16 protein-coding genes and 1 rRNA gene are annotated in these 19,968 nt (G+C 46.9%); 8 read left to right on the forward strand and 9 right to left on the reverse strand.

Features of this window, described 5'->3' with window-relative positions; genetic code table 11:
* From GRF59_RS21375 to gyrA, 3 genes are all read right to left on the reverse strand, one after another.
* Positions 1-96: ribosomal RNA gene (locus tag GRF59_RS21375) — 16S ribosomal RNA — on the reverse strand; the annotation flags it as partial.
* A gap of 314 nt (positions 97-410) precedes the next feature.
* A complete protein-coding gene (locus tag GRF59_RS21380; RefSeq protein ID WP_160499767.1) occupies positions 411-1,511 on the reverse strand; it encodes an HD-GYP domain-containing protein in 1,101 nt (366 codons plus the stop codon).
* A 271-nt stretch (positions 1,512-1,782) separates the two neighbouring features.
* Entirely contained in the window at positions 1,783-4,341 is a 2,559-nt protein-coding gene (gene gyrA / locus GRF59_RS21385) for a DNA gyrase subunit A (RefSeq protein ID WP_160499768.1), read from the reverse strand.
* A gap of 475 nt (positions 4,342-4,816) precedes the next feature.
* Here gyrA and GRF59_RS21395 point away from each other — a divergent pair, with 475 nt between their 5' ends.
* Positions 4,817-5,647, forward strand: coding sequence for a YheC/YheD family protein (locus GRF59_RS21395; protein WP_160499770.1), 831 nt, complete (start codon positions 4,817-4,819; stop codon positions 5,645-5,647).
* A gap of 70 nt (positions 5,648-5,717) precedes the next feature.
* Here the strand turns inward: GRF59_RS21395 and gyrB are convergent, their stop codons facing one another.
* The 6 genes from gyrB to dnaA all read right to left on the reverse strand — a co-directional run bounded on the left by gyrB (position 5,718) and on the right by dnaA (position 12,086).
* Positions 5,718-7,631: a DNA topoisomerase (ATP-hydrolyzing) subunit B gene (gene gyrB / locus GRF59_RS21400; protein WP_160499771.1), complete on the reverse strand. Its 1,914-nt coding sequence runs from the start codon at positions 7,629-7,631 to the stop codon at positions 5,718-5,720.
* 69 nt (positions 7,632-7,700) lie between these two features.
* The gene (gene remB / locus GRF59_RS21405) at positions 7,701-7,952 is read right to left on the reverse strand and encodes an extracellular matrix regulator RemB (protein ID WP_127607229.1); all 252 of its coding nucleotides are present in this window, start codon (positions 7,950-7,952) and stop codon (positions 7,701-7,703) included.
* Between the two features lie 12 nt (positions 7,953-7,964).
* Positions 7,965-9,077 carry a DNA replication/repair protein RecF gene (gene recF / locus GRF59_RS21410; RefSeq protein WP_160499772.1) on the reverse strand — a complete coding sequence of 371 codons (1,113 nt, stop codon included), beginning with the start codon at positions 9,075-9,077 and terminating at the stop codon, positions 7,965-7,967.
* Positions 9,078-9,139: 62 nt separating this feature from the next.
* Positions 9,140-9,358 (reverse strand): S4 domain-containing protein YaaA, encoded by a 219-nt coding sequence (yaaA, locus tag GRF59_RS21415; RefSeq protein ID WP_160499773.1) that lies wholly within the window; start codon positions 9,356-9,358, stop codon positions 9,140-9,142.
* Between the two features lie 36 nt (positions 9,359-9,394).
* The gene (gene dnaN / locus GRF59_RS21420) at positions 9,395-10,537 is read right to left on the reverse strand and encodes a DNA polymerase III subunit beta (RefSeq protein WP_160499774.1); all 1,143 of its coding nucleotides are present in this window, start codon (positions 10,535-10,537) and stop codon (positions 9,395-9,397) included.
* Positions 10,538-10,739: 202 nt separating this feature from the next.
* Entirely contained in the window at positions 10,740-12,086 is a 1,347-nt protein-coding gene (gene dnaA, locus GRF59_RS21425; protein WP_160499775.1) for a chromosomal replication initiator protein DnaA, read from the reverse strand.
* 839 nt (positions 12,087-12,925) lie between these two features.
* On the opposite strand from dnaA, the gene rpmH reads away from it, so the two are divergent.
* The 7 genes from rpmH (at position 12,926) to rsmG (ending at position 19,940) form a co-directional block, all read left to right on the forward strand.
* Positions 12,926-13,060: a 50S ribosomal protein L34 gene (gene rpmH / locus GRF59_RS21430; RefSeq protein ID WP_039295761.1), complete on the forward strand. Its 135-nt coding sequence runs from the start codon at positions 12,926-12,928 to the stop codon at positions 13,058-13,060.
* 456 nt (positions 13,061-13,516) lie between these two features.
* Positions 13,517-13,867: a ribonuclease P protein component gene (rnpA, locus tag GRF59_RS21435; protein WP_160500261.1), complete on the forward strand. Its 351-nt coding sequence runs from the start codon at positions 13,517-13,519 to the stop codon at positions 13,865-13,867.
* A 73-nt stretch (positions 13,868-13,940) separates the two neighbouring features.
* Positions 13,941-14,861 (forward strand): membrane protein insertase YidC, encoded by a 921-nt coding sequence (gene yidC, locus GRF59_RS21440; RefSeq protein WP_160499776.1) that lies wholly within the window; start codon positions 13,941-13,943, stop codon positions 14,859-14,861.
* Positions 14,858-15,556, forward strand: coding sequence for an RNA-binding cell elongation regulator Jag/EloR (gene jag, locus GRF59_RS21445; protein WP_160499777.1), 699 nt, complete (start codon positions 14,858-14,860; stop codon positions 15,554-15,556). The genes yidC and jag overlap by 4 nt, the downstream gene beginning before the upstream one ends.
* Positions 15,557-15,760: 204 nt before the next feature.
* Positions 15,761-17,137: a tRNA uridine-5-carboxymethylaminomethyl(34) synthesis GTPase MnmE gene (gene mnmE / locus GRF59_RS21450; protein WP_160500262.1), complete on the forward strand. Its 1,377-nt coding sequence runs from the start codon at positions 15,761-15,763 to the stop codon at positions 17,135-17,137.
* Between the two features lie 193 nt (positions 17,138-17,330).
* Positions 17,331-19,217: a tRNA uridine-5-carboxymethylaminomethyl(34) synthesis enzyme MnmG gene (gene mnmG / locus GRF59_RS21455; protein ID WP_160499778.1), complete on the forward strand. Its 1,887-nt coding sequence runs from the start codon at positions 17,331-17,333 to the stop codon at positions 19,215-19,217.
* A 3-nt stretch (positions 19,218-19,220) separates the two neighbouring features.
* Positions 19,221-19,940: a 16S rRNA (guanine(527)-N(7))-methyltransferase RsmG gene (gene rsmG / locus GRF59_RS21460; protein ID WP_160499779.1), complete on the forward strand. Its 720-nt coding sequence runs from the start codon at positions 19,221-19,223 to the stop codon at positions 19,938-19,940.
* Positions 19,941-19,968 lie beyond the last annotated feature (28 nt).

The raw sequence follows: 19,968 nt of genomic DNA on the forward strand, positions 1-19,968 counted from the left end.
ATCAGAGAAGCAAGCTTCTCATCAAGTCCGCTCGACTTGCATGTATTAGGCACGCCGCCAGCGTTCGTCCTGAGCCAGGATCAAACTCTCCAAGAAAGTTTGTAGCTCATTTTGAAACTGACGAGATTATAAATCTCATTTGTGCTCCACAGTTCGGGGACCGAACTGTTTTGCGTTTCGACTTCATTACTGAAGTCTGTATCTCACTCGTTGTTCAGTTTTCAAAGATCAAATTCTTTCGTTTTCGAAGCCGCTCAGTTAGCTCAGCAGCAACTCTTATAATATATCATGTCTTTCGTTTAAATGCAAGCTTTTTTTTGAAGGAACTTTTAAAGCTGCATTCTATTCGTTTCACGCCCTCGTAAGGACAAGAAATAATATAACACAGCTTCATTAATTAAGTCAACTATTTAATTTAAAGATATCACTTCATCAATGTAAAGATGTCTTTGCTGTACCAAATTCACGATTTCTCCATTCACCGAGACCATAGGACGCGTCGGGTTGCTGCGATCTGTAAAGACAATTTCCCCGGCCTGATCATTGCTTAGACGGACGACCGTGCCGTTATGGAATTCCGTCGACTTTTGGATGAAGACCTGCACCAGAGTCGGATCCAGTTTGCCGAATGCTTCAGAATGGATTTGCTCCAGTACCAAATATGGGGATTGTGCCTTTCTGTAAATGCGGTTCAGGGTCATTGCATGGAAAATATCCGTGATACCCACAATCTTGGCATATACATGAATCTTGCTTCCCTCTAGACGCAGCGGATATCCCGTTCCGTCGACCTTCTCATGATGCTGAAGTGCAGCAAGTCTGACACCTTCGTTAATGGCTGTTGTATTCTTAAGTATCTGGTAGCCATAAGTTGTATGCCTGCGCATTTCCTCCACCTCTGCAATGGCTAGCGGCTGAGGCTTGAACAAGATGGCTGGATCAACCTTTACATTGCCGATGTCATGAAACAGGCCGGCAAAGGCCGCCTGCATCCAATCCTTTTGCTGCAATCCGCTCCACTTGGACAGCAGGTATGAGGACAGAGCACATAAAACGGCGTTATGAAATATGTAGTCGTACTCATTCATTGATTTTGGCGTAAACGTCAGCGGATTATAGTCCTTAATATGTGCAATTACCGATTCCAGCTGGTTGCGAAGCTCGTAGATTGGCAGGTCTGCGGCAATAACTGACTGATAGGCGCTTTTAACGAGCAAAATCAGTTTGTCATACTCTTCCTGAAGGTTAGAGATTTTACTTGTCGTAATCTGCTCGTTGGAAGTTGAATCGTTCAACTGGCTTTTGCGCGCTGCAGCCGGTTTTGATCCATTCTTCGCATCCGCTTCTCCTGTATCCACCTCCACATACTGCACCATAAAAGCCCGCAGAATGTCCAGGTCACGAGGAAGCAAAACGGTGCCCTTTTGCAGCAGAAGCCCTCCAAGGGGGGTATGTACGTCTTTTAACAATTTAATACCGGGTTTCAATTCCAAAATAGATATGCTGGCCATAACGATTACCTCGCTAACTTCCACTGATAAATAATGGCAATATACATCATTATATTACGTATGGTAGGCCTGTACAATCTATATTCCAATAAGAATTGCATATGTGCGTAATGTCATCATTAAACACTTCAACAAATGCTACAGTTCAATACAGTGTCTTCTAGAACTCACTCCACACCCGCCATCCTCCTCCAAAATCGCTTCTTCGTCCTTTTTCCACATAAAAAGAGCAGGGCTCTTGATTTCAAGAACCCTGCTCACAATCAGTATATTATTCTTCTTCCGAAGATTGTTCCGGTTCGCTATCAACAGCGCTCTCAGCAGCCTCTTCAGCCTCTGTACCTTCAGATGGAGGAGTCATGCCGTTCTCATCGAACTCGGCTCCTTCTTCGTCCTCCTCAGGCTCTTCACTCTTGTCCGCTCGGCATACCGTTGCTACGAAATCATCCTCACGGATATTAATGAGCTTCACGCCTTGTGTGTAACGGCCCATGATGGAGATTCCTTCGATGCTCGTACGGATTAGTGTTCCACTCGATGTGATGATCATCAGATCCTCATCCGGTTTTACAACCTTCAGTCCAACGACTGTACCATTCTTCTCCGTCACATTCATTGTCTTAATCCCTTTACCGCCACGGGTCTGGGAACGATAGTCGCTAAGTGGCGTCCGTTTGCCATAACCTTTGGACGTTACAATCAGGGTATCCAGATCTTTGTCGACGACATCCATACCAATAACCTGATCATCTTCATCAAGCGTAATCCCTTTGACGCCGGTAGCACTGCGGCCCATAGAGCGAACGTCGTTTTCCGAGAAACGAATCGACATCCCCTGAGCTGTACCCATGATCATTTCCCGCTGCCCATCCGTCAGTTTCACTTCGATCAGCGCATCATCCTCACGGAGATTAATGGCGATTAGCCCACCTTTACGGATATTCACATAATCCTCAAGCGGCGTTTTCTTCACAATCCCGCTCCGGGTAACGAAGAACAGATACTTGTCGCTTTCAAATTCCTCCACCGGAATAACGGCGTTAATCGTTTCCCCTTGTTCAATCTGAATCAGGTTAATGATTGCCGTTCCCCGTGCGGTGCGGCTCAGCTCTGGAATTTCATAAGCCTTGAGCCGGTACACTTTGCCTCGATCCGTGAAGAACATCAGGTAGTGGTGGGAGTTGGTTACAAACAGATGCTCGACAAAGTCTTGATCCTTCGTATCCATCCCCACGACACCACGTCCACCACGTTTTTGGCTACGGTAGGTGTTGGCCGGCAAGCGTTTGATATAGCCTGTATGCGTAATGGTGATGACCACTTCTTCACGCGGAATCAGGTCCTCATCCAAAATGCTTTCTTCACCAACCGTAATTTCGGTACGGCGTTCATCGGCAAAACGTTCTCTGATTTCAAGCAGCTCGTTGCTGATGATTTCCAGAACCAGATGATGGTTGGCCAAAATTTCTTTGTATTCAGCAATTTTGATCATCAATTCCTGGTATTCATTCTCGATCTTCTCGCGTTCCAGACCTGTCAGGCGCTGCAAACGCATTTCGAGAATTGCCTGGGTCTGCTCATTGCTGAGTCCAAAGCGTTCAATCAAGCGTTCACGAGCAATATCGGTGGTCTGAGATCCGCGGATAATCGAAATGACTTCATCCAGATGATCCAAAGCCACCCGCAATCCTTCGAGAATATGGGCGCGCGCTTCGGCCTTTTTCAAGTCATATTCCGTGCGCCGGCGAATAACCTCTATCTGATGCTCCAGGTAGTAGTAGAGCACATCGCGCAGGCTCAAAACCTTTGGTTCATTATTCACAATCGCCAGCATGTTAATGCCGAAAGTAGACTGCATCGCCGTATGCTTGTACAAATTGTTCAGCATCACGCTTGGATTTACATCCCGGCGCAGTTCGATAACGATCCGCATGCCGTTACGATCCGATTCATCCCGAAGGTCGGTAATGCCATCAATTCTCTTCTCGCGTACCAGTTCGGCAATCTTCTCTACCAGACGAGCTTTATTCACCTGGTACGGAAGCTCCGTTACGATAATGCGCGCTTTGTTATTGTTTTCCTCTATTTCCGCTTTGGCTCGCATCGTTACGGAGCCGCGTCCGGTTTCATAGGCTTGGCGGATTCCCGAACGACCAAGAACGTAGCCGCTCGTAGGGAAATCCGGTCCCTTAATATAATCCATCAAATCCAGCGAAGTCAGATCGGGATTTTTAATCAAGGCCAGTGTGCCGTCGATAACTTCACCCAGATTATGCGGCGGAATATTGGTTGCCATCCCTACGGCAATACCCGATACGCCATTTACCAACAAATTCGGGTAACGTGCAGGCAGCACAACCGGTTCCAGCTCTTCGCCATCATAGTTTTCGGTAAAATCAATGGTTTCTTTGTTAATATCACGCAGCATTTCCTGTGCGATTTTCGATAGACGCGCCTCGGTATAACGCATAGCAGCCGGAGCATCACCGTCAACAGAACCAAAGTTCCCGTGACCCTCGACAAGCATGTAGCGCATCGAAAAATCCTGAGCCATCCGGACCATCGTCTCGTATGCAGGCACATCACCGTGCGGATGGTACTTACCGATGACCTCGCCGACGATTCTCGCCGATTTTTTAAACGGTTTATCCGGGGACAAGCCAAGCTCCGACATCGCATACAGCACGCGACGGTGTACTGGCTTCAGTCCATCCCGCACATCCGGCAACGCCCGGCTCACAATGATGCTCATCGCATAATCCATAAAGGATTCGCGCATCTCGACACCAATGTCCCGCTCCTTAATCTGGGGATTATTTTCTTCAGCCATGGTGGACCTCCTCCATTTCACTACAAACGCATCTATATTCAATCCAAACTAAAGATACACAACCGCAGAGCCCCTTGAAGATCAAGCTTATCGGGGTTTCGCGATATACGAACTTCAGTTCCATGCAAGCATAAAACGGCACGCCGCAATCCACCGGTTACCGGAGGAGAGCAGTACCGTTCGAACATACATAATACGATAAATCCACTATTCTTTATTATATTACTTTCACAAAAAGAGCACAATTAAACGTTTGGCATTTTCTCCGTACATAACCGCCCAACTTCCTTGCCCTTGGGGATTCGCCCTACCTTCTTTTTCCTGCGGACATATACTAATAGGCAAAAGGAGCTGTTTTTCCGGTTTTGCTTTTAAAATCACAGCATCTTTATATTATACCATTCATTTGCTCCCTTGTCCTATGTTTTACGCATTCCTTTAACCGACTCTAGTTTCGCAGAAAGGATGAAATATCTTGGCCATACAGCGCGTTTCAAGCAAATGGGCTAAAACAAACGTTCTGCTGCGTAACAGGCAGGTCGCGCGATACATCCCCATCACTTTAAAATACTCGCGGGCTGCCCTTGGCGAAATGCTGGACCAACGCTCACTTGTATATATCAAGCCCGATATCGGTACTTACGGCAATGGCGTCATGTGTGTTGAACGGCTGCATGAAGTAAAAAAAAATATCGAACAGGATGCCCCGGACTCTATTTCGGAGCACTATAGGCTCCATTATGTGACCAGCAGCGAGGATTATCATTCACTGAATGATCTGCACGGCGCAATTCGCAGCCGAACGCAACAAAAGACTTACCTCCTGCAGCATGGCATTTCCAAATTAAAATATAGGAACCGTTCGTTTGATCTAAGGGTTTTGACGCAAAAGAATCCCTCCGGCAACTGGGAAACCACCGGCATTATCGGACGCGTGGCAGCCAAAAACAAAATCATCACCAATTATCACAGCGGCGGCTCCATTCAAATGCTGGATGAGGTGCTGAAGGAGCATGCCTCCCAAGAACAAATTAATGAACTCGAAAAGGAGCTCTATAATCTTGGCGAGAAAACAGCGCAGCAGCTGCAAAAGGACTATCCGCGGCTAAAGGAAATCGGTCTGGACATAGCTCTCGATACTGATTTGTATCCCTGGATTCTGGAAGTAAACACGCTGCCCGCCATCTTCCCCTTCAAGAAATTTTTCAAGGACAAAAGCGTCTATCGACGTATTGAACGATACGCCATCGCTTATGGGCGCATAACGGTGCCCGCAAAAGCAGGCCGCAGCAAATCTAAGGCCTAATCTCCCTTCATGTGAAAAAGAAGAAGGTGCCCGCAAAGGCACCTTCTTGGTGTTGAACAAATTAATCGTGTTAGATATCCAGGTTCTTTACATGCTTGGCATGCTCGTGAATGAAATCGCGACGCGGTTCAACATTGTCACCCATCAGAGTGTCAAAAATCATATCCGCCTGCATGGCATCATCGATGGTTACCTGCAGCATCGTCCGGCTCTCCGGATCCATCGTGGTTTCCCACAGCTGATCAGGGTTCATCTCTCCCAGACCTTTATAGCGCTGAATGTTATATTTAGCATTTTCTCCGAATTCGGCGATAATTTCATCGCGTTCTTTCTCGGTTCCTGCATAACGTATGGTTTTGTTCCGTTCGATCTTGTACAGTGGCGGCTGGGCGATATAGACGTACCCCGCTTCAACCAGCTGACGCATATACCGGTAAAAGAAAGTCAGCAGCAATGTGCGGATATGTGCTCCATCGACGTCGGCATCAGTCATGATAATCAGCTTATGGTAACGGGCTTTGCTGATATCAAAGTCCTCATCACCAATCCCTGTCCCCATTGCTGTGACCATCGCCCGGATTTCCAGATTGGAGAGGATCCGATCAAGACGTGCTTTTTCAACGTTCAAGATTTTACCGCGGATTGGCAGGATCGCTTGGAAATGACGGTCACGTCCCTGCTTGGCGGATCCGCCGGCGGAGTCCCCTTCGACGATGTAGAGCTCACTGATCGATGCATCCTTGGAGGAGCAGTCTGCAAGCTTACCCGGCAACGCACTGATTTCGAGCGCACTCTTGCGTCGTGTCAGCTCACGCGCCTTGCGTGCGGCTTCACGGGCACGGGATGCCTGCAGCGCTTTTTCCAGTACGCGTCTGGATACAGAGGGGTTCTCACCCATGAATTCCTGCAGCTTTTCGGAAAAGAGGGATTCCACGATACCGCGGACTTCGCTGTTACCCAGCTTTGTTTTCGTTTGTCCTTCGAACTGAGGTTCAGGGATCTTAACGGAAATAATCGCCGTCAGGCCTTCACGCACATCATCACCGGACAAGTTCGCATTACTGTCCTTAATCATACCGCTCTTACGGGCATAATCATTAATGATCCGTGTCAAGGCACTCTTGAATCCGGATTCATGCGTACCGCCTTCATGCGTGTTGATGTTGTTCGCAAAGGAGTAGATGTTCTCCGTGTAGCTGTCATTGTACTGCAGCGCGATTTCGACCTGAATCATATCGCGTGAGCCTTCGACGTAAATCGGCAGCTCATGGAGCGGCTCCTTCTTCTCGTTCAAATATTTGACGTACTCAATGATGCCGCCTTCGTACTTGAAGTAGTTGGAGGCCCCTGTCCGTTCATCAGTCAAAGTCAGAGCGATGCCTTTATTCAGGAATGCCAGTTCTCTGATCCGTGTCAAAAGGGTGTTGTAGTCATACTCAGTCGTTTCCGTGAAAATCTCCGGATCGGGCAGGAATGTAACCGTCGTTCCGTGATCATCGGAATCGCCAACAATTTTAACATCATACTGAGGTACGCCCCGATGGTATTCCTGTTGATAGATATGACCGTGCAGTCTAACCTGTACGACTACCTTGGTGGAGAGCGCATTAACGACAGAGACGCCTACACCATGCAAACCGCCGGAAACCTTGTATCCGCCACCGCCGAATTTACCGCCTGCATGCAGTACGGTCATAACGACTTCAAGCGTGGATTTTTTCAGCTTGGCATTTTCACCGACCGGGATGCCCCGTCCGTTATCAATAACCGTGATGCTGTTGTCTTTGTGAACAATGACCTCGATATGATCGCAAATACCGGCCATAGCCTCGTCGATACTGTTGTCCACCACTTCCCATACCAGATGGTGAAGGCCTTTGGCACTGGTGGATCCGATATACATACCAGGACGTTTACGGACGGCTTCCAGACCCTCCAGAACCTGAATCTGACTCTCATCATATTGCGGTTGATTCATAGACATGCCTGTCACCTACTTCTATAAATTCTATATCTGCTGTTACGTATCCTAATCGATAAAAATTCATATATGTCAAGCGTTGGCCACGAACACTTTCGCCCGCTTCTTGAGTGTGGAGGAGGAGATCGGGGAATAATAGACCGTGCTTTTTGTCACGACGATGGACTTGGCTTCCTCTTCGCCGATATATTCCACATTCTTTTGCTGACAAGCGTGGCTGGCAAACTGCTTGGATATTTTCGAGGATTTCTCGATCGATATATCAAAAATAGCGACCAATTCCGCGGAACGGATAATTTTTTCACCGCCCAGATGAATATACATAGTCCCAACTCCTTAAGAGCCAACATGTCCGTCATGGACCTGATAGATATTGGCATTCTTCAGTTTATCCACACTAAGGCTCTCGACTCCCGTCGCCGTAATAAAGGTCTGCACCTTGCTCTGAAATGTCTCGATCAGTTGTGTCTGGCGGTATGGGTCAAGCTCGGACAGCACATCATCCAGAAGCAGTACAGGATACTCTCCGATCTCTTCCTGGATCAGTTCAATTTCCGCCAGTTTAAGAGACAGTGCAGTTGTACGCTGCTGTCCTTGGGATCCGTAAGTATGAACTTCCCTGCCATTGATGTAAAAGGCCAAATCATCACGATGAGGCCCGGCAAGTGTCATACCGCGCCGAAGCTCCTGATCCTTCAGTTGTGATAATTTTAACATAAATTGTTCAAAAAGATAAGCTTCATCTTCCTCCGCCTCTTCTCCAAACGACGGAAGATAGACAAGCTTGAGGTCTTCGCTGCCGTTCGTAATGCCGTGATGGATGGTTTCCGCCCATCTTTGCAGCTTTACTATGAATTGTTTCCTCTTTTTGATGATTTTAACACCATGCTCCGCCAGCTGCTGGTCCCATACCTCCAAAAGCCCCTGCTGCGGCTTGTCCTTGCCCCACATTTGCTTGAGAAGGTTATTCCGCTGATTCAGCACCTTCTGGTACTGCTGCAAATGATACAAATACCCGGGCTGAACTTGGCCGATCTCCATGTCAAGAAAACGCCGGCGAATGCCTGGCGTTCCCTTCACAATCTCTAGATCCTCAGGAGCGAACATGACCACGTTCAGCGATCCGATAAAATCACTCAGCTTCCGCTGCTCAAGGCCGTTGAGTTTTGCCTTCTTTCCTTGCGGGGATAAACTCAAATCGAGCGAAAGCGGTCCGTACTTCTTCTCCACCATCGCCGACAGATGCGCGCTTTTTTCCTGAAATGAGATCAGTTCGCGGTCTCTTGAAGTCCGGTGGCTTTTGGTCAGCGCGAGAACAAAGATCGCCTCAACCAGATTGGTTTTCCCCTGGGCGTTTTGTCCGATCAGCAGGTTAACATCGCCGAAGGAATCCAACTGCAGCGCCTCATAGTTACGATAATGCTGCAGACTGATGCTTTTTACAAACACTTCCGTTTCCTCCTCATTTCCCGCCTATTGCCACATGTAGCCGCGGCTTCGTGAGGGGTATATCAAGACTTTTGGGCAACGGTAAATTCGCCGATCGTCTCGACCTTCACTTGATCCCCGGCATAGAGCTTGCGTCCGCGGCGCTCCTCCGGTTCACCATTCACCAGCACCTGGCCTTCCTGCAGCAGCGCCTTCGCCATTCCGCCTGTGGATACGCAGTCCGCCAGTTTTAGAAATTGATCAAGCTTAATATATTCACTGTGGATAACTATTTTTTTCATCGGTGACACCCTTCCTGTGCATAAGTTCAGGAGCCTTTAGTTCGTGGTCCGGTAAGGAAGAATGATATACGAGCTTTGGCTGTCATCCATCGGTTTAAGAATGATCGGACTCATCATGCCGGTAAAGGCAATCATCAGCTGCTCGCTTTCCACGATTTTCAGCACATCAAGCATATATTTGGAGTTAAAGGAGATGCGCAGCGGCTCCCCTTTGAAATCAATCACTTCAAGTTCTTCACGCACTTTACCGAGCTCGGACGAACTGGAGGAGATTTCAATTCCTCCGTTCTCCATCGTTTGCAAGCGAACAATATTCGTTTTTTCCTCACGGGACAACAAATAAGCGCGGTCGATCGATTCGCTTAATTTTTTTGTGTCCAAAACAAGTTCTGTTTTGTAGCTTGTCGGAATAATTCTAGAAGTATCCGGATAAATGCCATCCAGAATGCGGGAATAGAACAACACTCGGTCCAGCTTGAACAGAACCTGGTTATCTGCAACGACGATATCAACCAGCGTGTTCTGATCCGGTACGATTTTACTCAATTCATTCAGTGTTTTGCCTGCGATGACGACATTGCTGAATTTTACTTCTTCAGTCCCGTCCAAATGAGCGGAGCGGGTTGCAAGTCTGTGGCGGTCTGTAGCCGTGAATTTCAAATCGTTATTTTCGAGGTTCCACAGTACACCTGTCAAGATCGGAGTCGTTTCTTGGGTCGAAATGGCAAAGCCTGTTTGGCGGATCATGTTCTTCAGCAATGCTCCCGGAATGGAAATCGTCTGATTTCCTTCGATATCGGGAAGGACGGGGAACTCTTCAGGATCCAGTCCGACCATTTGAATTTCAGTGGCACCTGAAGAAATAAAGGTTTGGAATTGTTCCTTAACCTCCATTTGGACTTCTTGAGAAGGAAGTTTCTTGATGATCTCCACGAAAAATTTGGCTGGAAGAACAACGCTGCCGGTTTGCTCCACTTGTACGATCGTGCGGTTGTCATCCTCGACTGGAATAAATGATTGAATGGAGATATCCGTATCGCTGGCCGTTAAAGTGACACCCTGATGAGTCACATCCAACTTGATGCCACCAAGGATCGGAATGGTTGTTCTGCTGGATATCGCCTTGGATACATGCTGAATGGATTCGTTAAGGACATTTTTTAGAATGCTGATCTTCATCTTTTCACTCCTAGCAGGAATTTCGGGCTGATGAGCGAGCATGTTTTCGAACTCGCTGCGCGCAGCTCTTATGGTTATATATTTTATATTTTAAAACATAGTAATAGCAGTAGGGGCACTGAATATGTGGATAAGCCCGGAAAGCCTCAACAAATTAAGCCTATCCACATGTGTATAGATTGTGCATAGGCTTTGAACTTGTTCAGGTTGGATTTTTGATTTTTTCTATAATGTTATTGACCACTTTAAAGAGATCCTGGTCATTTTTCAGCGACTGGGATATTTTTTCATGCGCATGGATCACAGTGGTGTGGTCTCGGCCTCCGAAGGCTTCCCCGATTTTGGGCAGGGAAAAATCCGTCAGCTCGCGCGAGAGATACATGGCAATTTGCCGAGGGAAGGCGACGGCTTTTGTCCTTTTGCGTGCCTTGAAATCCTCCAGTTTCAAATTGTAGTATTCCCCAACTTTTTGCTGAATGTCCTGGATGGTGATCATTTTGGGACGACTGGAAGGTATGATATCCTTCAGCGCCTCTGCAGCCAGGTGCGTGGTGACGTCCTGATTGGTAAGTGACGAATAGGCGACGACCCGGATCAGGGCCCCTTCAAGCTCACGAATGTTCGTATCGATCTGATTGGCGATATACATCATGGCTTCGTTCGGGATGTCAAGATTTTCGGCCTTCGCTTTTTTGCGTAAAATGGCGATCCGCGTTTCCAAGTCCGGCGGTTGAATGTCGGTGATGAGTCCCCATTCAAAGCGGGATCGTAACCGATCTTCGAGCGTCGGAATTTCCTTCGGTGGCCTGTCACTGGAGATGATGATTTGCTTCTGTTCCTCATGCAGCGCGTTGAATGTATGGAAAAATTCCTCCTGAGTCGATTCTTTCCCAGCAAGGAATTGAATGTCGTCAATCAGTAGTATATCCACGTTGCGGTACTTGTTTCGGAAACTTTCCGCCCGGTTATCCCGGATGGAGTTGATGAATTCATTCGTAAATTTCTCGGAAGAAATGTAAACGACGCGGCTCGCAGGATTGTGCTCCAGGATGTAATGGCCAATCGCGTGCATCAAGTGCGTTTTTCCCAGACCTACGCCTCCGTATAAAAACAAAGGGTTGTAAGCTTTTGCCGGCGCCTCGGCGACGGCGAGCGATGCCGCATGGGCGAACCGGTTGCCGGATCCAATGACGAACGTATCGAAGGTGTATTTGGGATTCAGCATATGGGTAAATGCTTCTTCTTGGGTCACCTGAGGCATTGGAGTGGGCTGCTGGGGAACGATTTCTGCAGGCTTGTTCTCTTCGATGACGAATTTTACGTCAACTTGTTTGCCAAGTAATTCGAAGATCGTCGCACTGACGAGTTTGGTATAGCGGCTTTCCAACCATTCAACAGCAAAAGTGGTAGGCGCGGAAATGACAATGGAGTGGTCACTCATTTGGATCGCTTTCGTTGCTTTAAACCAGGTGTCGAAGCTTGGCTTGCTCAGCTTGGTATGAATAATTGATAGGATTTGCTGCCATAATTCGGAAGTATGGCTGTCCACAGACTGTCACTCCTTTAAATCTTCCAAATGCGGCTTTGCCTCCGCCACTTCAGTGGAATTGTCGAAAAAAAATGAATGCTGGTGAATTTTATCCCCATTTTCAAGGCAGGAGAAAATAAAAAAAAGTGGACAAATTTAAATTGTTCACAAGTTTATCCACAGCTTGTTGATAATATTAGGGGTGAAAACAGATATTCACATCCAAAAGTAATATAATCATAGCAAAAGAATCCCTTTTTATCAATGTGTGCGTCCAATTTATCCACAAATTCAATAAGTTGTGTATAAATGATATTCACAATACTATATATTGTTTATAAATTGTTTAAGTTTCGACAGCATCCTTAAAATTACCAAATGAGTTGTGCACAGCTTGTGCCAGAAAAAAGAAAGATGCGGCGATTCTTGTGAACAAGTGGATAACTGTGAATTGTGGATTTCTGCTGTATGTATTTTGCTTAGCCTGTGGAAAACCTATTCGGCCACCAGTGGGGGGTATTCCAAGGTGTTGAGTATGGAGATTACGGATATATCCCATTCAGAGAGGCAGCATCTAAATACGAAAATCGACTTTGATCTCTATAGAAAAAATGGCATGTGAGTAGATGTCTTCTTTATAAGAAAGGAGGACACCGAAGATTCAGTCTTGGATAAAATGAGGGAGGATGAATTTTTCAGTTATGAATTTGATGTTTTAGGTAAGAATTTGATGTTCATGAGGGAAGGGATCAGTTGACTTTTAGGCGATGGCATGGTTAAATGTATAAAGGCATTTTCTGTGTAAATGAAAATGAATTAACCATAAAGGTTATGAGATCCTGTAAGGGGGTGTGCAATACATGAGACCGACATTTAGACCGAATGTGAGCAAACGCAAAAAGGTTCATGGTTTCCGGAAAAGAATGAGCACGAAAAACGGCCGTAAAGTGCTGGCAGCTCGTCGCCTGAAAGGCAGAAAAGTATTGAGTGCGTAAATTTCGTGCATGAAGACCACTGCGGTGGTCTTTTTTTCTTCATTTTTGTAGGGATTAGGATATCTTTTTGGAAAATATAGAACGATAAATATAGTGAAGCAAAACGATACGATTTTGCATGTATGACAGCAATAATGATAGTTTTTCCTCTCAATTAGTGATCTGATCGCTAGTTTTTATTGGTGTAAAATGATGGATTGACTCTAAAATGAACAAAAAGAGGGAAGAACAAACTTGCTATAATGGTGGTTTATGATGTCTGAGGGATGACAATACTGTTTCTGATACTTTCCTTCTATTATATGAAGCTAAAATTTTGAACTCCCATTTTGGAGGTTATGAGGGTTCATCCTAACTGGGATGCCCTCTTCTGAATATGCAAGAAAAATAAAAGCTTTCTTATCGTCAAGAATTGACCGCTTGAACAAGAGAGCGGATGGCAGGCAGGGGATACGGTTGCACAGAAGTTTACGTTTACGAAACCGAGCGGACTTCAGCCGCGTATATCGGCATGGAAAGTCTTTTGCAAATCACCAGTTTGTCGTCTACTGGTTTCGCAAAAAAGAGGTTGAGAAATTTCGCGTAGGAATTTCCGTCAGTAAAAAGGTGGGCAACGCCGTTGTCCGCAACCGGATGCGTCGTCTCGTCAAAGAAATTGTCCGTCATCAGGAGGGCAAGTTGATCGAGCATGTGGATCTTGTTTTTATTGTCCGCAAAGGGGCACTGGATATGCCTTATAAGGATTTGGAAAAGAGTGTGCTTCACGTGCTTCGAAAAGCGTCATTACTGCGTCCTCCAGGACGGTGAAAGCTGGTTTCTTTGTCCAATTAATTATGGTATGATTTACGTTGAACGGAAGTGTTCAGAGAGGGGTTATGAAGTGTCGCTATTCAAGACGAGACGAGGCAGGAAATGGATCCTGCTCATTGCTGTCATGATGCTTGCAGTGATGGTATTATCAGGGTGCAGTTCTAATTCGGTACAATATACAACCGAAGATATGAGGAATAGCCATAGTTTCTGGCAGCGAAATGTCGTTTATTATTTCTCGTACGCACTAGATACGTTTGCACATTGGTTTAACGGCTCTTACGGTCTTGCCGTCCTCGTGATGGTGATTATCGTGCGGACGATTATTTTGCCGCTATCCATCAAACAGGTTCGCAGCTCCAGAGCCATGCAGGCCATTCAGCCTGAGCTGGCCAAAATTAAAGAGAAACACAAAGACAATCCGGAGAAGCAGCAGCAGGAAACAATGCGCTTGTTCCAGGAAAATAAGGTTAATCCGATGGCAGGCTGTTTGCCCTTAATCGTGCAAATGCCTGTATTCATCGCTCTCTATAACTCGATTATTCACAACAAAGATTTATATGGACATCCTTTCCTATGGCTCCAGCTCGGTAAGCCGGACCATACTTTCGTACTGCCGATACTTGCCGCAGCAACGACATTCCTGCAATCCAGAATGATGATGAAGATGAACCCAAGCCCGCAGCAGGGGGCGATGCAGTTCATGATGATGGTGTATCCGGTGCTGATTTTCTTCATGTCGTACCAGTTCCCGTCCGCACTGCCTCTGTACTGGTTCTTCAGTAACCTGTATACGATCATTCAGAACTATTTCTTGTACCGCAATCACAAGCCGACTGCCAATGTTGCTGCCGTTTCTTCAGCCGGAGGAAGCAGTAAAGGCGGAAAAAACAGTAACCAAGGCGGAAAGAACAACAGCCAAGGTAACAAAGGCAACAACAATAAAGGCAATGCGGGAAAAGGCAAAAAGGAGGCCAAAAAATCTAAATGAGCAAAGTCGTCGTATCAGGAAAAACCGTTGAAGAAGCTGTAAGACAAGGGCTAGCCCAGCTCGGGGTAAGTCAGGACCGTGTCACGGTCAATATCATAACACAGCCGTCAAAAGGATTCCTGGGACTGATTGGCGTCAAGGAAGCGAAGGTAGAGCTAACGCTGCTGCCAGAGCCCAAGCCAGTCACGACGGCGTCCATATTGCCATTAGATCCGGTTTTGCCGGAGGTCGCAGAAGAAAAGTCAGAGCTTGATCCTTACGAAGAAGCCGTACAGTTTATCAAGGACGTCGGCAAGAGCATGGGCCTGGACGTCACCGTAGACGTGCAGCATGCCAAGGATGTTACAACGCTTCATATATTTGGACCCGACTTGGGTCTGGTTATTGGCAGAAGAGGACAAACCCTTGATGCTCTGCAGTACCTGGCCAACATCGTGGCCAACCGCTACTCGGACAGCTACATCCGCATTGTGCTGGATGCAGAGAACTTTCGGGAGCGGCGCAAGAAAACGCTGGAGGATCTGGCGGACCGCCTCGCGGGCCGCGTCATCCGTTCACACAAAGAGGTTGTCCTTGAGCCGATGTCTCCACAGGAGCGCAAAGTCATTCACTCCAAACTGCAGGATCATCCGCAGGTGAAGACATACAGCAAAGGGGAAGATCCCAACCGGCGTATTGTCATTACATTAAAGTAGATGGGATCTATTGATCTCCTAGATGAGGAATGATGTGCAATGACTTTACTCAGCTTTTATAGCTGATGGAGTCATTGCTTTTTTCGTAGATAAGGGAGCTGTTTATTCAACCTAGTAGTTGAAGTCTTCGTATCCCATGAACTGGATAGGATAGGGATAAGGGGCTCAAAAAAGGAATGACAGCCGGAAAAAGAGGTGAGTAACGTGCTTAGCGATACAATAGCAGCCATCTCGACAGCCGTGGGGGAAGCGGGCATCGCGGTCATCCGCGTGAGCGGTCCCGAATCCATAGCTGAGGTGGAGAAAATCTTTCATAGCAAGACCAAGCTGACAGAGGCATCGACGCATACCGTCCATTATGGTCATATTCTTGATCCAGAGGGTGGAGAGCGGGTGGAAGAGGTTCTGGTCACGGTGATGCGTGCTCCCCGTTCCTTTACGACGGAAGATGTTGTAGAGATCAGCACACATGGCGGCGTCATTTCGGTAAAAAGAGTGATGGACTTGCTGCTTCAACAGGATATCCGTTTGGCGGAACCGGGTGAATTCACCAAACGTGCCTTTTTAAATGGACGGATCGATTTGTCGCAAGCGGAAGCGGTTATCGATTTAATCAGGTCTAAGTCCGATCGCGCCTTTTCTGTTGCATTAAAACAGGTGGAAGGGGCTTTGTCCGATCAGATTATGCAACTGCGGCATGTATTGGTGGAGACGATGGCGCATATTGAGGTCAACATTGATTACCCCGAGCATGATGTCGAGTCGCTTACAGCGGATTTTATTAAGGAGAAGAGTACCGAGGTGATGCAGGGCATTGCAAGGCTCCTCAAGACGGCAGAGCAAGGCAAGATCCTGCGTGAGGGTATTACGACAGCCATTGTCGGCCGTCCGAATGTCGGCAAATCCTCGCTTCTCAATGCTTTGGCGCATACCAATCGCGCGATCGTTACAGATATTCCAGGTACGACGCGGGATGTGATTGAGGAGTTTGTTACGATTAACAACATTCCGCTGAAGCTGCTGGATACAGCCGGAATTCGGGAAACGATGGATGTTGTGGAGAAAATCGGCGTGGAACGCTCCAAGCATGCAGTTACCGAGGCGGACCTGATTCTGCTTGTTCTGAATGGCAGTGAACCGCTGCATGAGGATGAATTGGAATTAATGGAACAAATCCGCGGTAGACAATCAATTGTTATTATGAATAAAATGGACTTACCTCCACAGCTGGATCGCGAGATCCTGTCGCGTTATTATGCGGAGGATTTGATAGTGCCGATGTCTGTGAAGACTCAGGAGGGAATCGACGCGCTGGAAGCTGCGATATCTCAGCTCTTTTTCAGCGGAAGCATTGAGTCCGGAGATTTGACGTATGTTAGCAATGTACGCCATATTGCATTGCTCAAGAAGGCTAACAAGTCGCTGCAGGATGCCTATGATGCGGCTGAGCAGTTCATTCCAATCGACATGATTCAGATCGATGTCCGTCTCGCTTGGGAGCAGCTGGGTGAAATTATTGGGGATACGGCGTCCGATACTTTATTGGACCAAATTTTCTCGCAATTCTGCTTAGGTAAATAAGGAATAACTTATATAGAATACAATGAAATAAAGCTTTGTTCTATTTTCATCAGAACGAGCCTACCCTGAGGTAGGATGAGTCTAAGAGCAGACAACCATATCGTGTATTCACAACGTGAATCAAGTAGATCTAGGATCAAATGTAATTCAGTCTATTAGACGACATTTTAGATATTTAAAGGAGGTTTTATTCATGAGTTTTGATGGCGGCAGCTATGATGTGATTGTCATCGGTGCGGGTCATGCCGGCTGTGAAGCTGCCCTGGCTGCAGCCCGTATGGGAAGCAGTACGCTGATGATTACGATAAATTTGGACATGGTTGCATTTATGCCCTGCAATCCTTCAATAGGCGGTCCTGCAAAAGGCCATGTGGTACGTGAAATTGATGCGTTGGGCGGCGAGATGGGACGCAATATTGACAAGACCTTTATTCAAATGCGCATGCTGAACACGGGGAAAGGGCCGGCAGTTCATGCGCTGCGTGCTCAAGCGGATAAATTCTCGTATCAGCACACCATGAAGGAAACGATGGAGAAGGAACCCAACCTGACGATGCGCCAAGGAATGGTGGAAGAGCTGATCGTGGAGGATGGCGTGTGTGTGGGTGTTATCACCAAAACCGGTACGGCATACCGCGCGAAGGCAGTTGTTCTAACGACGGGTACCTATCTGCGAGGCAAAGTGATCATGGGTGAAATGACATATGAGAGCGGACCGAATAACCAGCAGCCTTCGATTAGATTGGCAGAGAACCTGCGTGAGCTGGGCTTTGATCTTGTTCGTTTTAAAACAGGAACGCCTCCTCGTGTTCATAAATCGACGATCGACTTTTCCAAGACCGAAATCCAGCCTGGAGATGAGAAACCCAAGTTCTTCTCCTATGAGACGGAAGGCTCCGATAACGAGCAGCTACCTTGCTGGTTGACTTATACTTCGCTGGATACTCATCAAATTATTAATGCAAACCTGCACCGTGCACCGATGTTCTCGGGCATTATTGAGGGTACGGGACCGCGTTACTGTCCATCCATCGAGGATAAAATTGTTCGCTTCAGCGATAAGCCGAAGCATCAGATTTTCCTTGAACCGGAAGGAAAGAATACATCGGAGTATTATGTCCAAGGACTATCCACCAGTATGCCGGAAGATGTTCAGCTAGCGATGCTGCGTTCCATTCCGGGGCTGGAGAAGGTTGAAATGATGCGCAATGGTTACGCCATTGAATATGATGCGGTCGTGCCTACTCAATTATGGCCTTCGCTTGAAACCAAAATGATCCCTGGGTTGTTCACGGCCGGACAAATCAATGGTACTTCCGGTTATGAAGAGGCTGCTGGACAAGGAATTATGGCGGGCATTAATGCAGCACGCCGGGTGCAAGACAAGGAGCCGGTTGTTCTGGACCGTTCGCAAGGTTATATTGGCGTATTAATTGATGATCTGGTGACGAAAGGTACGAATGAACCTTATCGCCTGCTGACTTCACGTGCGGAGTATCGCCTGCTGTTACGTCATGACAATGCAGATTTGCGGCTGACACCGCTTGGCCATGAGATTGGTCTGATTTCCAACGAACGCTTTGCCAAATTCCTTGATAAGAAGGAAAAGGTAGAGCAGGAGATCGAGCGCTTGCAGGCTGCTAAAGTAGGCCCTTCCCATGTAAATGAAATGCTTGAACGCATAGGTTCTGCTCCAATTCAGGATGGAAGCAATTTGCTCACCATTTTGCGCCGTCCGGAAATTAGCCATGATCATATCGAAGAGATTTCACCATCTCCGTTTGATCTGACGGAAGAAATGAAGGAGCAGGTAGAAATCCAAATCAAATATGCCGGTTATATTGAGAAACAGCTTATCCACGTAGAGCGCCTGAAAAAGATGGATAAGAAGAAAATCCCCGAAACGATTGACTATAATGAGATTGAGGGTATCGCGATTGAAGCAAGGCAGAAGCTCACCAGTATTCGTCCGATTTCAATCGGTCAGGCTTCCCGGATTTCAGGCGTGACGCCTGCGGATATTTCAATACTGCTGGTTTACCTGGAGCACTACAACCGGGTAACGGCCGCGAGAGGTTAATGCATGGATCAAATTCAAGAGGCATTTACACAGCGGTTGCAGGAAAAGGGAATAACGATCAGTTCATCCCAACTCAGACAGTTCGAAATCTACTATCAAGAACTGGTCTCATGGAATGAAAAGATGAATCTCACGGGCATTACGGATCGCGAACAAGTGTATACGAAGCATTTTTACGATTCGGTATCCCTTGCCTTCTATGTGGATATGAATAAGATTCAGACGATGGCTGATATTGGGTCCGGTGCGGGTTTCCCGGGGATTCCCCTTAAAATATGCTTTCCGCATCTTCAGCTAACCATTATTGATTCTTTGAACAAACGGATTAATTTTCTTCAACATATTGTTCAGGGTACAGGTCTGGAGCAAGTTCAATTGCTTCATGGCCGGGCGGAAGATTGGGCTCGCAAACCAGAACATCGGGATCGGTATGATCTGGTAACGGCACGTGCTGTGGCTAAGCTTGCGGTGCTGAATGAATTTTGTTTGCCATATGTCAAGGTGGGCGGAATTTTCGCTGCGATGAAAGGAAGCAATCCGGATGAGGAAGTGAAGGAAGCTTCCAAGAGTTTGAAAGAACTTAAAGGGAAATTGAACCGTGTGGAACAATTCAAACTTCCCATTGAGGACTCGGAGCGGCATATTATTGTTATCGATAAAACAGCTCCAACACCCGCGAAGTATCCACGTAAAGCGGGGACTGCTATCAAGACACCTCTTTAATACGGGTGAATCTATGATAAGGTAATCT

The sequence above is a fragment of the Paenibacillus dendrobii genome, from assembly GCF_009807035.1.
GTDB lineage: Bacteria > Bacillota > Bacilli > Paenibacillales > Paenibacillaceae > Paenibacillus_AQ > Paenibacillus_AQ dendrobii.